Genomic DNA, 13,483 nt, shown 5'->3' with positions numbered 1-13,483 from the left:
CTATCATCTCTCCTTGTGCCCGTTTTCGCGCCGGGTGCGGATCGCGTTGCGGGAAAAGAAAGCGGAATTCCGGCTGGTGGAAGAAAACCCGCGCGAGCGCCGGGTCGAATTCCTCGCCCTCAACCCGGCATGCGAGGTGCCGGTGCTGGTCGAGCCGGACGGCATCGCGCTCTCGGGCGCCGACCCGATTTGCGAATACCTGGATGAGATGTTTCGCGATCCGCCCTTGATCGGCGATTCGCCGATCGAGCGCGCCGAAACCCGCCGCCTGATCGCCTGGTTCGAGCGCAAGTTTCACGGCGAGGCGACCCGGCCGCTGCTCGACGAAAAGCTCCACAAGCGCCTGCTCCGCGAGGGCGAGCCCAATTCGGCCGCGATCCGCGCCGGGCACGCCAACCTGCGCCAGCACCTCGATTACGTCGACTATTTGGTCGAGCGCCGCCGCTGGCTGGCGGGCGAACGCATTTCCTACGCCGATCTCGCCGCCGCCGCGCAGCTTTCCTGCGTCGATTATCTCGGCGACGTGCCGTGGGACGCGCATGAGCCGGCGCGCGACTGGTACGCGCGGATCAAGTCCAGGCCCTCGTTCCGCGCCCTGCTCGCGGACGCGATCGCCGGCGCGCCGCCGCCCAAGCACTACGCCGACCTCGATTTTTAGAGCACGTCCCGATTAAACGGAATAGTCACCCCCGCGCCAGCGGGGGTCCAGGCTCTTGGAAAGACTGGATTCCCGCGTTCGCGGGAATGACCGAATAAAGACGTTCATTCGGGATTGGCCCTAGCGTTCCTTCACGTCCATTAGTTCGAGGTTCTGGCGCGCGGCGTCGGCCGCCGCGCCGGCGGGCGCGGTCGCTAGGATCGCGCGCCAATCGGCCCGCGCGCCCTTGTCGTCGCCCTTGATGCGCTTGAGGATGCCGCGTTCCAGCAGCGCCTCGGGCAACGACGGATCGATGGCGAGCGCGGCTTCGGCGTCGGCGAGCGCGCCTTCGCTATCGTCGAGAAAACGCCGCGCGCTCGCGCGCAAGGCCAGGGCATCCGCGCGGCGCGGATCGCCGGCGAGCACCCGGTTCAAATCCTCCGTCGCCTCGCCGTAGCGCTTGAGGGCGGCGCGCGCCCCGGCGCGATCGATCAGCAGCTCGGCGTTGTCCGGCGCAATGCGGAGCGCGGCGGTCAACACGTCGTCGGCGCGGGCGGCATCGCCGGACAAGAGCCAACCTTGCGCCGCTTGGGCGAGCAATTCGGCGCGCATGGCACCGTCGCGCGCGTCGTGGGCGAGAGCCTCCAACCGGCGCGCCCCTTCGCCGTGCTGGCCGAGCCCGATCAAGGCCACGGCCAGGCAATGGCGCGCGGGCTCGCCGCCGCCGAGGCCGGCCCAGGCGACCGCCTCGTCGAACGCGGCGTCCGGCGCTTGGCGCGCCTTGGCCATGCAGGCGCGATAGCGCGCCTCGGGCGGCGGATCGCTCGCGGTCGCGTCGTACGCCGCGAAGGCGACCGCGACGATAATCGCGCCGAGGGCGACCGGCGGGCCGATCAGGACGAAAAAACGCGCCATTCCCAGTTGTCGAGTCGGGATTAGAGGTCCATGCGCGGTTGCGGAACGCGCGCGCGCCCGACATTATAACGAAAGGAGTCCGCGCCGCGCATGAAATCCAAAAAGAAGTTGTTCTGCTTCGGCCTCGGCTACTCGGCCGAAGCCCTGATCCGGCGCCTCAAGGGCAAGGGCTGGACCATCGCCGGCACCTGCCGCGAGAAAAAAACCCGCGCCCGTCTCGCCAAGCGGGGAATCAAGGCGTACCTGTTCGACGGCGCGCGCCCGATGGCGAACGCGGGTAAAATCCTCGCCGGCACGACCCACGTGCTGATCTCGATTCCGCCCCGCGAGCCGGAAGACCATCCCGGCACCGCGCCCGATCCGGTGCTGCGGCATCATCTCGCCGACCTGCTCGCGGCCAAGGGCACCATCAAGTGGATCGGCTACTTGTCCTCGACCAGCGTCTATGGCGACGCCCAGGGCCGTCCGGTGGACGAGGACTGGTTGTGCCGCCCGACCTCCGTCGGCGGACGTCTCCGGCACGAAGCCGAAAGCGCGTGGCTGGCGCTTGCCAAACCGCCCCATGCGTTGCCGGTGCACTCGTTCCGGCTCGCCGGGATTTACGGCCCCGGCCGCAGCGAACTCGATCGCGTCCGCGCCGGCACCGCCAAGCGCATCAACCGTCCACGCCACCGCTTTTCGCGGATTCACGTGGACGACATCGCGCGCGTGCTGCTCGCATCGATGGCCAAGCCGAATCCGGGCGCGGCCTACAACGTCTGCGACGACGAGCCCGCCGCGCCCGCGCGGGTGACCGAGGAAGCCTGCCGGTTGCTGAAGGTCGATCCGCCGCCGATGCAGTTTCTCGAAGACGCGCTCAAGACCATGTCGCCGATGGCGCGCAATTTCTGGCGCGACGACCGGTTCATGCTGAATGTCCGGATCAAGAGCGAGCTCGGCGTCAGGCTCGCCTACCCGAATTACCGCGCCGGCCTCAAGGCGATCCTCAAGGCCGGCGGTTGACTAAAGCGTTTTCACGTTGACCGGAATCACTTCCCCCTCACCCAGCTTCGGGTAGGGCGCGGCGATTGCCGCGCCAACCCTTCGCAACCCTCTCCCCCGCAAGCGCGGGGGAGAGGGAAGGGTGAGGGGGTTCTTCCAGTCGAGGGAAAGCCGATCCAGCCGATGCTTCTCAGCCGATCTTTTTCAGGAGCGCGGCCACGACGGCGACGAGCCGCTCCAGGTCGGGCGGATCGGAGAGCCGGTGCCGGCCGCCCTTGACCAAGGTGATCTCCACGTCGGTGCTGGCGATCCGCTCGGCGATCCTGAGCGCGGTTTGCCACGGCACGTCGTGGTCCTCCATGCCGTGGATCAGGCGCACGGGCGCGGCGACGGGGATAGGCCCGCGCAGCAGCAGGTGATCGCGCCCCTCCTCGATCAGGCGGCGGGTGATGACGCAGGGTTCGGGATCGTAGGCGCTCGGCACGACGATCTGGCCATCGCGGGCGAGGCGGTCCTTGGCGTCGGCGTCGAGCACGTCGTGCACCAGGTCCTCGGTGAAATCGGGCGCGGCGGCGATGCCGACGATGCCGGCGACGCGTTCGGGCCGCGCGCGCGCGAGCAACAGCGCGATCCAGCCGCCCATGCTGGAGCCGACCAGCACTTGCGGGCCGTTGGTGACGCGGTCGAGGACCAGCAGCGCGTCCTCGGTCCAGCGGCCGATGGTGCCGTCGGCGAACGCGCCCGACGATTCGCCGTGGCCGGTGTAATCGAAACGAACGAAGGCTCGGTTCTGCGCGCGGCAGAGGGCCTCGACGGCGAGCGCCTTGCCGCCGGTCATGTCGGAGCGGAATCCGGTCAGGAACATCACCCCCGGACCCTTGCCGGGGGTAGGACGGTAGGCGATAGTCGCGCCATCGGGGGCGACGAGCATCGAGGGTTTTTCGACGGAATCTGCCATGTCTCTTCGCCAGGATAGCCCAGCTTCGCCCGCCGCGCATCCGGCGGACGGCCGGGCCCGTTTCGCCACGGTGCTGCAGGTTCTGCCGGCGCTCGGGGCGGCGGGCGGGGTCGAACGCGGCACGGTCGAGGTCGCCGACGCCGTCGTCCGCGCCGGCGGCCGGGCGCTGGTCGCCTCGTCCGGCGGTCCGCTCGCGCGCGAGGTGGAACGGGCCGGCGGCACGCACGTGACCCTGCCGCTCGCCAGCAAGAATCCCTTCGTCGTGCGCGCCAACGCCCGCCGGCTGGCCGAGGTGATCGAGCGGGAAGGCGTCGATATCGTGCACGCGCGCTCGCGCGCGCCGGCGTGGAGCGCGTGGTGGGCGGCGAAGGCCACGGGGCGGCGGTTCGTCACCACCTTTCACGGCACCTACGGCGCCGGCAATTGGCTCAAGCGCCGCTACAACGCGATCATGACCAGGGGCGACCGCGTCATCGCCATTTCCGCGTTCATCGCCGGGCACATCCGGCAAGTGTACGGCGTGCCCGCGGCGCGCATCCGCATCGTCCATCGCGGCGTCGACCTCGGGCGGTTCGATCCCAGGCTGGTGACGGCGGAACGGGTGATCAAGCTCGCCAACGCCTGGCGCCTGACCGACGGCCTGCCGGTGGTGATGCTGCCCGGCCGGCTCACGCGCTGGAAGGGGCAGACCGTGTTTCTCGACGCCATCGCTCGGCTCGGCCAGGGCGACGTGCGCGCGGTGCTGGTCGGCGGCGCCGACGGCCGCGAAAACTTCCGCGCCGAACTCGAACGCCGGATCGCGCGTCTCGGGTTGGAGAGCGTGGCGCGGCTGGTCGATCACTGCAACGACATGCCGGCCGCCTACATGCTGGCCGACGTGGTGGTGTCGGCCTCGATCGAGCCGGAAGCCTTCGGCCGCGTCGTGGCCGAGGCGCAGGCGATGGGCCGCCTCGTCGTCGCCACCGATCACGGCGGCGCCCGGGAAAGCGTGGTCGCCGGCGAAACCGGCTGGCTCGCGCCGCCGGGCGATCCGGACGCGCTCGCCGAGGCGATCAAGGGCGCGCTCGCGGTTTCCCCGGATAGCCGTCGCGCCATCGTGGAACGCGCCCAAGCCCATATCGCGGAAAACTTTTCCAAGGAAGCGATGTGCGCCAAGACCCTCGCCGTCTACGACGAGGTGCTCGCCCTGCCGCCCGAGTCGCGATGAACGGTTCCGCGATGAACGACGCGGAACGGCGCATCCTGGTGATCAAGCTCGGCGCGCTCGGCGACTTCGTCCAGGCGTTGACCGCGTGCGGGTTCATTCGCCGCCATCACGCGCGCGATCGCGTCGCGCTTCTGACCGCGGCGCCGTTTGCCGACCTCTCGCGCGCGAGCGGCCTGTTCGACAGCGTCGAAATCGACGCCCGTCCGAAAGCGTATCAACTGTTCGATTGGCTCGCGCTGCGACGATACCTGCGCGAAGGGCGCTTCGCGCGCGTTTACGATCTGCAAACGTCGGATCGCTCGTCGTTCTATTACCGCCTGTTTTGGCCGGGGCCTTGGCCCGAATGGTCGGGCATCGCCAAGGGCTGTTCCCATCCGCACGCCAATCCGAGCCGCGACTTCATGCATACCCTCGAGCGCCAGGCGGAGCAGTTGCGCATGGCGGGCATCGCCGAGGCCGAGGCGCGCGCGCCGGACGTGTCGTTTCTGCAAGCGGACGTGTCGCGGTTCGGGCTCGGCGCGCGCTATGTTTTGCTGGTGCCGGGCGGCGCCGCCCATCGGCCGGGCAAGCGCTGGCCGGTGGAGCGCTACGCCGCGCTCGCGACCGAACTCGCGGCCAAGGGATTCGCGCCCGTGCTGCTCGGGGCCGGCGCCGAGGCGCCCTTGACCGGGCGCATCCGCGCCCTGCAAGCGTCGGCGGTCGACCTGGCCGGCCAGACCACCCTCGCCGAGGTCGTCGCGCTCGCGCGCGGAGCGGCGGGCGCGGTCGGCAACGACACCGGGCCGATGCACTTGATCGCCGCCGCCGGCGTCCCGACGGTGGTGCTGTTCTCGGGCGAATCCGACCCGGCGCTGTGCGCGCCGCGCGGGCCCAGGGTGACGGTGCTCCGGCGCGATCCCCTGGAAACGCTTTCGGTCGAAGACGCGCTCGCGGCGCTGTTGTGACCTATCCGGCGCGCGCGGTGCCCGTCTTCGCCGGTTTTTCCGCGAGCTTTTTCCGTGGGCCGCGCGCGCGGGCGACGGAGCGCCTGAGCAGCGCGTTGATGCGCCCCTGCCAGCCTCGACCGGTGCCCCGGAAATAGGCCACCACATCGCGGTCGAGTCGAATATGGATGGCTTCCTTGCGCTCGGCCGAGGGCGGCCGGCCGCGCCGGATCAACTTTTCGCCCCGTCGCAGCTCCGCTTCGGCGAACCACGCCTCGGTCAGTTCCGGAGCTTGGTCCGGGTCAACCCAGGTTTTTTTCGAAGAGCGCTTTTTCCCGATCATTGGCATGCCTCATGGATATGATTCGGCGCGCGGTTCCGCGCGGCGTCCAGACCAAGACGATCAACCGACCTCGCAGCCATCCCGCCGTGATATAGCGGCGCTCGCCATAAGCCCGCCGGTCGTCGGCACGGGTAAAGTGGAGGCCGGCAAAAACGTGGCCGGCGTCGGCGAAATCGAGGCCGCGTTCGGCGAGGGTCTTGGCGCGTTTCGCCGGATCGAAGACGATCCGCATTTATTTTTTGTATATACAAAAAATGTCCAGGTCAAGGCCGGATTTTCTTGCACCCCCTCGACGCCCTTTCTTGACAGGGCCGCGCCCCGCTTTACATTCCCGCCGATGCCCGCCATCACGCTCCCCGACGGAAGCCGCCGCGAATTCCCCGCGCCCGTGACCGCCGCCGAAATCGCCGCCGCGATCGGCCCCGGCCTCGCCAAGGCCGCGCTCGCCGCGCGCGTCGACGGGCATTTGCGCGATCTTTCGCACCGGATCGACAAGGACGCGACGGTTTCGATCGTCACCGCCAAGGACGCCGACGGCGTCGACATTCTCCGCCACGACTGCGCGCACGTGCTGGCCGAAGCGGTCAAGGAATTGTTCCCCGAAACCCAGGTCACCATCGGCCCGGTGATCGAGAACGGCTTCTATTACGATTTCGCGCGCGCGACGCCCTTCACGCCCGAGGATCTGGACAAGATCGAAGCGCGCATGAAGGAGATCGTCGCCCGCGACGAGAAGATCACGCGCGAGGAATGGGATCGCGACGAGGCGATCCGCTACTTCAAGTCGATCGGCGAGCATTACAAGGCCCAGATCATCGAGGACATTCCGCCGGGCGAAACCATTTCGCTCTACCGCCAGGGCGATTTCATCGACCTCTGCCGCGGGCCGCACCTGCCCTCGACCGGCAAGCTCGGCCGCGCGTTCAAGCTGACCAAGCTCGCCGGCGCTTATTGGCGGGGCGATTCCCGGAACGAAATGCTGCAACGGGTCTACGGCACCTGCTGGCCGGACGAAAAGCAGCTCAAGGCCTACCTCACCATGCTCGAGGAGGCCGAGAAACGCGACCACCGCCGGGTGGGCCGCGAGATGGACCTGTTCCACCTGCAGGATATCGCCGCCGGCTCGGTCTTTTGGCACCCCAAGGGCTGGACGCTTTATCGCGCAATCCAGGAGTACATGCGAAGGCGCTTGGCGGCGGCGGGTTATGTCGAGGTCAACACGCCCATGCTGGTCGATCGCGCGTTGTGGGAGGACTCCGGCCACTGGGAAAAGTTCCGCGAGCACATGTTCACCACGGTCGCGGAGGAAGGATCGAATTCGGTGCTCGCGCTGAAGCCGATGAACTGTCCCTGCCACGTGCAGATTTTCAAGGTCGGCATCAAAAGCTACCGCGACCTGCCGCTGCGCATGGCCGAGTTCGGCTCCTGCCACCGCAACGAGCCGTCCGGCGCGCTGCACGGGCTGATGCGCGTGCGCGCCTTCACCCAGGACGACGCCCACATCTTCTGCACCGAGGACCAGATCGTTTCCGAAACGCGCGCCTTTTGCGATCTGCTCCGCCGCGTCTACGCCGACTTCGGGTTCACCGACGTCGCGGTCAAGTTTTCCGACCGCCCCGCCAAACGCGCCGGATCCGACGCCGTCTGGGACAAGGCCGAAGCCGCCCTCAAGCAGGCGACCGAGGCCGCCGGGCTCTCCTGGACCCTCAACCCGGGCGAAGGCGCGTTCTACGGCCCCAAGCTCGAATTCGTCTTGCGCGACACCATCGGCCGCGACTGGCAATGCGGCACGTTGCAGGTCGATTTCGTGCTGCCCGAACGGTTGGACGCGAATTACATCGGCGAGGACGGCGCCAAGCACCGGCCGGTGATGCTGCACCGCGCGATCCTGGGATCGTTCGAGCGCTTCATCGGCATCCTGATCGAACATTACGCCGGCAAGTTTCCGTTCTGGCTCGCGCCGCTGCAGGCGGTGGTCGCGACCATCACCGACGCGGCCGATGCGTACGCGAATGAGGTGCTCGCCGCGCTCGCCCAGGCCGGCGTCAAGGCCGAAGCCGACCTGCGCAACGAAAAGATCAACTACAAGGTGCGCGAACACAGCCTGGCCAAGGTGCCGGCGCTGCTGGTCGTCGGCGCGCGCGAGGCGAAGGAACGCACGGTGGCGCTGCGCCGCCTCGGCGGCGACGCCCAAGAAGTCCTTGCGCTGCAAGAGGCCGTCGCTAGACTGGCGGCGGAAGCGCGAGGCCCTTCGTAAGTTCCCGATCGGAAGGTCCCCGCCTCGCGCGAGGAACACAGGAGTTTACCCATCGTCAGGCGCCCGCTCCCCCCGCCGCCCTCCCGCGAAGGGCCGCGCGTGAACGAGGAAATCGTTGCACCCAAGGTCCGGCTCGTCGGGCCGGACGGCCAAATGATCGGCGTCGTATCGGTGCCCGAGGCCATCGCGAAAGCATCCGAATACGGTCTCGACCTGATCGAAATTTCCCCCAACGCCGACCCACCCGTCTGCAAGGTGATGGACTACGGGAAATTCAAATACGAAGTCCAGAAGAAGAAGAACGAGGCGCGCAAAAAGCAAAAAGTCATCGACATCAAGGAAATCAAGATGCGCCCGGGCATCGACGAGCACGATTACCAGGTGAAGATGCGCAGCGTTCGGCGCTTTCTCGACGAAGGCGACAAGGTCAAGATGACGATCCGCTTCCGCGGCCGCGAAATGGTGCACATGGAACTCGGGACCAAGGTGCTGGACCGCATCCGCGCCGACATCGACGCCATCGCCAAGGTCGAACAGACGCCCCGCACCGAAGGGCGCATGATGACGATGGTGATCGCGCCGAAGTAGAGGCGCGCGGGCGAATCCCCGCGCGCATTAATAGATGCGCCCCTACCGGCGCGCGCGCGGGCCAAAAGCTGCTTTTTGCTGGGTTTTCCGGGCCGGCGGCCCTTGTCAGGCGGGAAGCCGGGGGCTATAACCCCGGCCTTCCGGCGGACCGGGCGAAGGCCGTGGGCATGGGCCCAGCGGGCCGGGCATGCCTCGCCGCCTCAACGACCTGAACCCATCCGAAAGGACCGCGAAATGCCCAAACTCAAATCGAAATCGAGCGCCAAGAAGCGCTTCAAGCTGACCGGCACCGGCAAGGTGGTCGCCGCCGCTTCGCGCCGCCGCCACGGCCTCAGCAAGCGCAGCCAGAAGATGAAACGCCAATCGCGCGGCACCATGATCCTGTGCGACGCCGACGCGCGGCTGGTCAAATCCTACCTCTATCATCGCTGATCGGGGGAGGCTTCCATGGCCCGCGTCAAACGGGGCGTCACCGCGCACGCCCGCCACAAGAAAACCCTGAAGCAGGCGGCCGGCTATCGCGGCCGCGCCAAGAACGCCTTCCGCGTCGCGATCGAAAAGATCGAGAAGGGGCTGCGCTACGCCTATCGCGACCGCAAGGCGCGCAAGCGCAACTTCCGGGCGCTGTGGATCCAGCGCATCAACGCCGGCGCGCGCGTGCACGGCATGACCTACTCGCGCCTGATGGCGGGGCTGACCAAGGCCGGGATCGCGATCGACCGCAAGGTGCTGTCCGACCTCGCCGTCCGCGAGCCGGACGCGTTCAAGGCCCTGGTCGAACAGGCCGGCGCCGCCCTCGCCCAATCTTAAACTCGCCGAGTCCGCGTAAAGTTTCCGAAGGTGAATTGGGGGAAGGGAAGCCGGCCGTCGGGCCAGGCTTCCTTTTTTTCGCGTTATGACCGAGATCGCGAAACTCAAGACGGAACTGACGGCGGCGATCGCCGCCGCCGGGTCGCTCGACGCGATCGAGGCCGTGCGCGTCGAGGCGCTCGGCAAAAAGGGCCGCCTGACCGAACTGATGAAGACGCTGGGCGGGCTCGCGCCCGAAGAGCGGAAAGAACGCGGCGCCCTGCTCAACGCCCTCAAGACCGAGATCGCCGAGCGCATCGAACGGCGCAAGGAGGAGTTGACCTCCGCCGCGCTCGATTCCCGGCTCGCCGCCGAAACCGTCGACGTCACCCTGCCGCCGCGTCCCGAACGGATCGGGCGCATCCATCCCGTGACCCAGGCGATCGAGGAAGTGATCGCCATCCTCGGCGACATCGGCTTCACGGTCGCCGAAGGCCCGGATATCGAGGACGACTGGTACAACTTCACCGCCCTCAACATTCCGCCCGATCACCCGGCGCGCCAGGAGCACGACACGTTCTATCTTCCGGGCGAACGCGACGCTCCCGATGGAAAAGCGCGCGTGGTGCTGCGCACCCACACTTCGCCGGTGCAGATCCGCACCATGATGGCGCAGAAACCGCCGCTTCGGATCATCGTGCCCGGACGCACCTACCGTTGCGATTCGGACGCCACCCATTCGCCCATGTTCCACCAGATCGAGGGCCTGGCGATCGACGAAACGACCCACATGGGCCATCTCAAGGGCTGCCTGGTCGAATTCTGCCGCGCCTATTTCGGCGTCGAGGATCTGCCGGTGCGCTTTCGCGCCTCCTATTTCCCGTTCACCGAGCCGTCGGCCGAAGTGGATATCGGCTGCACCCGCGAGGGCGGTGGCTTCCGTATTGGTCGCGGCGACGATTGGCTGGAAATTCTCGGCTGCGGCATGGTCAACCCGAAGGTGCTGGAGAACTGCGGCATCGATTCCACCCGCTACCAGGGCTTCGCCTTCGGCTTGGGCGTCGAGCGCATCGCCATGCTCAAGTACGGCATTCCCGACCTGCGCACGTTCTACGAATCGGATTTGCGCTGGCTCAACCATTACGGCTTCGCCGCGCTCGCCCAGCCGAGCCTGACCGGGGGGCTGGACCCGTGAAATTCACCCTCGCCTGGCTGCGCCAACACCTGGAGACGCAAGCCCCGCTCGACCACATCGCCGCGACGCTGACCCAGATCGGCCTCGAGATCGAGGAGATCGTCGATCCGGCGCGCGCGCTGAAAGGGTTCGTCGTCGCCCGCATCGACGCCGCGACGCCGCACCCCAACGCCGACCGGCTCAAGGTGTGCACGGTCGATACCGGCTCGGAAAAGCTCCAGGTCGTCTGCGGCGCCGCCAACGCGCGCGCGGGCCTGGTGGGCGTGTTCGCGCCCGCCGGCAGCTACGTGCCGGGCACCGGGGTGCATCTCAAGAAGGCGGCGATCCGCGGCGTCGACAGCAACGGCATGATGCTGTCGGAGCGCGAACTCGGCCTTTCCGACGAACACGAAGGGATCATCGATCTCGCGTCGCCGCCGCCGCTCGGCTCGCCGGCGGCCGACGCCCTCGGGCTCGCCGATCCGGTGATCGACGTCGCCGTTACCCCCAATCGCGGCGATTGCCTCGGCGTTAGGGGCATCGCGCGCGACCTCGCCGCCGCCGGCCTCGGCACCCTGAAACCGCTCGCCGCCGCTCCGGTCGCCGGCAAGTACCGAAGCCCGATCGGCGTCGCGCTCGAATTCGGGGGCGAATTCGGGGGCGATGCCCGCGCGTGTCCCTATTTCGTCGGCCGCCACATCCGCGGCCTCAGAAACGGCGAAAGTCCCGATTGGCTGAAGGCGCGGCTGAAGGCGGTCGGACTGAGGCCGATTTCGGCGCTGGTCGACATCACCAATTACATGACCGTCGATCTCGCCCGCCCGCTACACGTGTTCGACGCCGCCAAGGTTGCGGGCACGATCCGGGCGCGGCCGGGGCGCGCGGAGGAAACCCTCGCCGCCCTCAACGGCAAGACCTACGCGCTGGATGAATCCATGACCGCGATCGCCGACGACCGCGCGGCGCTGGCGCTGGGCGGCGTGATCGGCGGCGAGGCGACCGGTGCGACCGCGGCGACCACCGAAGTGTTCGTCGAATCGGCCTATTTCGATCCCGTGCGCACGGCGGCGACCGGGCGCAAGCTGGAAATTCTCTCGGACGCGCGCTACCGCTTCGAGCGCGGCGTCGATCCCGCGTTCCTCGCGGACGGCATCGAGATCGCGACCCGACTCATTCTCGATCTTTGCGGCGGCGAAGCGTCGGAAATCGTGGTCGCCGGGGCGGAACCCGCCTGGCGGCGCACGATCGCGTTCCGGCCCGAACGGGTGCGCGCGCTCGCCGGGCTCGACCTCGCCGCGTCGGAGATGGAGCGGATTCTGTCGGCTCTCGGTTTCCAAATGCAACGCGACGGCAATTCTTTCGCGGTCACGCCGCCCTCCTGGCGCGCGGACATCGTCGGCGAAGCGTGCCTGGTGGAGGAAATCGCCCGCATCCACGGCTACGACAAGATTCCGGCGGTGCCGTTGCCGCGCGCGCAGTATCTGCCGGCGCCGGCGCTCGACGGGGCGCAGCGCCGCCGCCGCCTGGCGCGCCGGGCGCTGGCGGCGCGCGGGATGGTCGAGGCGGCGACGTTTTCGTTCCTGCCGTTGGCGCAGGCGGCGCTGTTCGGCGGCGGCCAGGATTCGCTTCGCCTCGTCAATCCGATCAGCGCCGATCTCGACGCCATGCGGCCCTCGCTGCTGCCCAACCTGATCGCGGCCTCCGCGCGCAACGCGGCGCGCGGGTTTCCCGACGCCGCCCTGTTCGAGGTCGGCCCGCAATATGCCGGCACCCGGCCCGAAGACCAATCGTTCGTCGCCGCCGGGGTGCGCGCGGGCGCGTTCGCCGAACGCTCCTGGGCCGCGCCCGCCCGTCCGGTGGACGCGTTCGACGCCAAGGCCGACGCGCTCAATATCCTCGCCCTGCTCGACGTCCCGGTCGCGCGGCTGCAAACCCTGAAACCGGCGCCGGCCTGGTACCATCCGGGCCGTTCCGGGGTGCTGGCGCTGAATCCGAAGACGCCGCTCGCCGCCTTCGGCGAAATCCATCCCCGCGTGCTCAAGGCCATGGACGCCAAGGGCCCGATGGTCGGATTCGAGATTTATCTCGACGCATTGCCGCCGCCGAAGGTGGGTAAGGGCGCCTCACGCGCGCCGTTGAGGCTTTCGCCCTTCCAGCCGCTGATGCGCGATTTCGCCTTCGTGGTCGATGCCGGGGTGGCGGCGGAATCCCTCGTGCGCGCCGCTCTCGGCGCCGACAATATCTTGATCGCCGGCGCCTTCGTGTTCGACGTGTTCGAAGGCCGCGGCCTGCCCGCCGGCCGGAAATCGGTGGCGATCGGCGTCACGCTGCAGCCGGTCGAACGCACGCTCACCGACGCCGAAATCGAGGCGGTGGCGGCGAAGATCGTCGCCGCGGTCGGCAAGGCCACCGGCGCCGTTCTCAGAACCTAGCGCTTCGAGTCATGGCGGCGTCGCGCTTGAGGGCGTGGAACATTAACCGCATATTATAAAAGGTTTTTATCAAGGGTGACATGACCATACCCGGGGATTCCCCTACTGGTTCAGGGGATGAAAATAGCTATAAATAACAGGACTAATGTTTTGGTAATTAGGGCGAAACGTAACCAAAAAAGGCCTTCAGGAAGAGCCTGAAGGTGTTGTCGCCCCGGTGGTTGAAACGGAACTCGATTTCCTTGAGGTACATGGGGAAGTGGTACCTGGAGACGCCGC

At 67.9% G+C, this 13,483-nt stretch carries 14 protein-coding genes; 10 read left to right on the top strand and 4 right to left on the bottom strand.

What is annotated here, in order from left to right; translation table 11 throughout:
* Nucleotides 1–13 precede the first annotated feature (13 nt).
* Nucleotides 14–658, top strand: coding sequence for a glutathione S-transferase family protein (locus FJ311_13825; GenBank protein MBM3952516.1), 645 nt, complete (start codon nucleotides 14–16; stop codon nucleotides 656–658).
* Nucleotides 659–778: 120 nt separating this feature from the next.
* On the opposite strand, the gene FJ311_13820 is transcribed toward FJ311_13825, so the two are convergent.
* Nucleotides 779–1,552, bottom strand: a complete 774-nt coding sequence (locus FJ311_13820) for a hypothetical protein (GenBank protein MBM3952515.1) — start codon at nucleotides 1,550–1,552, stop codon at nucleotides 779–781.
* A gap of 90 nt (nucleotides 1,553–1,642) precedes the next feature.
* Between FJ311_13820 and FJ311_13815 the strand changes: the two genes are divergently transcribed.
* On the top strand, nucleotides 1,643–2,554 hold the full coding sequence (locus FJ311_13815) for an SDR family oxidoreductase (GenBank protein MBM3952514.1): 912 nt from the start codon (nucleotides 1,643–1,645) through the stop codon (nucleotides 2,552–2,554).
* A 169-nt stretch (nucleotides 2,555–2,723) separates the two neighbouring features.
* Here FJ311_13815 and FJ311_13810 read toward each other — a convergent pair whose 3' ends face one another.
* On the bottom strand, nucleotides 2,724–3,491 hold the full coding sequence (locus FJ311_13810; protein ID MBM3952513.1) for an alpha/beta hydrolase: 768 nt from the start codon (nucleotides 3,489–3,491) through the stop codon (nucleotides 2,724–2,726).
* Between FJ311_13810 and FJ311_13805 the strand changes: the two genes are divergently transcribed.
* Together FJ311_13805 and FJ311_13800 are read left to right on the top strand one after the other, a co-directional pair.
* Nucleotides 3,490–4,698 (top strand): glycosyltransferase family 4 protein, encoded by a 1,209-nt coding sequence (locus FJ311_13805; GenBank protein ID MBM3952512.1) that lies wholly within the window; start codon nucleotides 3,490–3,492, stop codon nucleotides 4,696–4,698. The genes FJ311_13810 and FJ311_13805 overlap by 2 nt on opposite strands.
* An 11-nt stretch (nucleotides 4,699–4,709) precedes the next feature.
* Nucleotides 4,710–5,642 (top strand): glycosyltransferase family 9 protein, encoded by a 933-nt coding sequence (locus tag FJ311_13800; GenBank protein MBM3952511.1) that lies wholly within the window; start codon nucleotides 4,710–4,712, stop codon nucleotides 5,640–5,642.
* Between the two features lies 1 nt (nucleotide 5,643).
* Here the strand turns inward: FJ311_13800 and FJ311_13795 are convergent, their stop codons facing one another.
* Together FJ311_13795 and FJ311_13790 are read right to left on the bottom strand one after the other, a co-directional pair.
* A complete protein-coding gene (locus FJ311_13795; protein MBM3952510.1) occupies nucleotides 5,644–5,964 on the bottom strand; it encodes a BrnA antitoxin family protein in 321 nt (106 codons plus the stop codon).
* Nucleotides 5,924–6,196 carry a BrnT family toxin gene (locus tag FJ311_13790; protein MBM3952509.1) on the bottom strand — a complete coding sequence of 91 codons (273 nt, stop codon included), beginning with the start codon at nucleotides 6,194–6,196 and terminating at the stop codon, nucleotides 5,924–5,926. Before FJ311_13790 ends, FJ311_13795 begins: the two co-directional genes overlap by 41 nt.
* Before the next feature lie 105 nt (nucleotides 6,197–6,301).
* On the opposite strand from FJ311_13790, the gene thrS reads away from it, so the two are divergent.
* The 6 genes from thrS to FJ311_13760 all read left to right on the top strand — a co-directional run bounded on the left by thrS (nucleotide 6,302) and on the right by FJ311_13760 (nucleotide 13,204).
* Nucleotides 6,302–8,221 carry a threonine--tRNA ligase gene (thrS, locus tag FJ311_13785; GenBank protein ID MBM3952508.1) on the top strand — a complete coding sequence of 640 codons (1,920 nt, stop codon included), beginning with the start codon at nucleotides 6,302–6,304 and terminating at the stop codon, nucleotides 8,219–8,221.
* 51 nt (nucleotides 8,222–8,272) lie between these two features.
* Complete coding sequence (locus FJ311_13780; GenBank protein ID MBM3952507.1) at nucleotides 8,273–8,809, top strand: translation initiation factor IF-3; 537 nt, start codon at nucleotides 8,273–8,275, stop codon at nucleotides 8,807–8,809.
* A gap of 234 nt (nucleotides 8,810–9,043) precedes the next feature.
* Entirely contained in the window at nucleotides 9,044–9,241 is a 198-nt protein-coding gene (gene rpmI, locus FJ311_13775) for a 50S ribosomal protein L35 (GenBank protein MBM3952506.1), read from the top strand.
* Nucleotides 9,242–9,256: 15 nt separating this feature from the next.
* The gene (rplT, locus tag FJ311_13770; protein ID MBM3952505.1) at nucleotides 9,257–9,619 is read left to right on the top strand and encodes a 50S ribosomal protein L20; all 363 of its coding nucleotides are present in this window, start codon (nucleotides 9,257–9,259) and stop codon (nucleotides 9,617–9,619) included.
* Nucleotides 9,620–9,704: 85 nt separating this feature from the next.
* Nucleotides 9,705–10,793, top strand: coding sequence for a phenylalanine--tRNA ligase subunit alpha (gene pheS, locus FJ311_13765; protein MBM3952504.1), 1,089 nt, complete (start codon nucleotides 9,705–9,707; stop codon nucleotides 10,791–10,793).
* Nucleotides 10,790–13,204, top strand: coding sequence for a phenylalanine--tRNA ligase subunit beta (locus FJ311_13760; protein MBM3952503.1), 2,415 nt, complete (start codon nucleotides 10,790–10,792; stop codon nucleotides 13,202–13,204). Before pheS ends, FJ311_13760 begins: the two co-directional genes overlap by 4 nt.
* Nucleotides 13,205–13,483: the final 279 nt, after the last annotated feature.

Source organism: Rhodospirillales bacterium (assembly GCA_016872535.1).
In the GTDB taxonomy this organism is placed as follows: Bacteria; Pseudomonadota; Alphaproteobacteria; order Rhodospirillales; family 2-12-FULL-67-15; genus 2-12-FULL-67-15.
Note: the sequence above shows the minus strand (reverse complement) of the source record. Positions and strands in the feature narration are given on the sequence as shown.

Excerpts from the sequence above, each read along its gene's own strand:
- pheS (MBM3952504.1), top strand. The coding sequence starts at position 9,705 with ATGACCGAGATCGCGAAACTCAAGACGGAACTGACGGCGGCGATCGCC.
- FJ311_13800 (MBM3952511.1), top strand. The coding sequence starts at position 4,710 with ATGAACGACGCGGAACGGCGCATCCTGGTGATCAAGCTCGGCGCGCTC.
- thrS (MBM3952508.1), top strand. The coding sequence starts at position 6,302 with ATGCCCGCCATCACGCTCCCCGACGGAAGCCGCCGCGAATTCCCCGCG.
- rpmI (MBM3952506.1), top strand. The coding sequence starts at position 9,044 with ATGCCCAAACTCAAATCGAAATCGAGCGCCAAGAAGCGCTTCAAGCTG.
- FJ311_13790 (MBM3952509.1), bottom strand. The coding sequence starts at position 6,196 with ATGCGGATCGTCTTCGATCCGGCGAAACGCGCCAAGACCCTCGCCGAA.
- FJ311_13795 (MBM3952510.1), bottom strand. The coding sequence starts at position 5,964 with ATGATCGGGAAAAAGCGCTCTTCGAAAAAAACCTGGGTTGACCCGGAC.
- FJ311_13805 (MBM3952512.1), top strand. The coding sequence starts at position 3,490 with ATGTCTCTTCGCCAGGATAGCCCAGCTTCGCCCGCCGCGCATCCGGCG.
- rplT (MBM3952505.1), top strand. The coding sequence starts at position 9,257 with ATGGCCCGCGTCAAACGGGGCGTCACCGCGCACGCCCGCCACAAGAAA.
- FJ311_13820 (MBM3952515.1), bottom strand. The coding sequence starts at position 1,552 with ATGGCGCGTTTTTTCGTCCTGATCGGCCCGCCGGTCGCCCTCGGCGCG.
- FJ311_13810 (MBM3952513.1), bottom strand. The coding sequence starts at position 3,491 with ATGGCAGATTCCGTCGAAAAACCCTCGATGCTCGTCGCCCCCGATGGC.
- FJ311_13815 (MBM3952514.1), top strand. The coding sequence starts at position 1,643 with ATGAAATCCAAAAAGAAGTTGTTCTGCTTCGGCCTCGGCTACTCGGCC.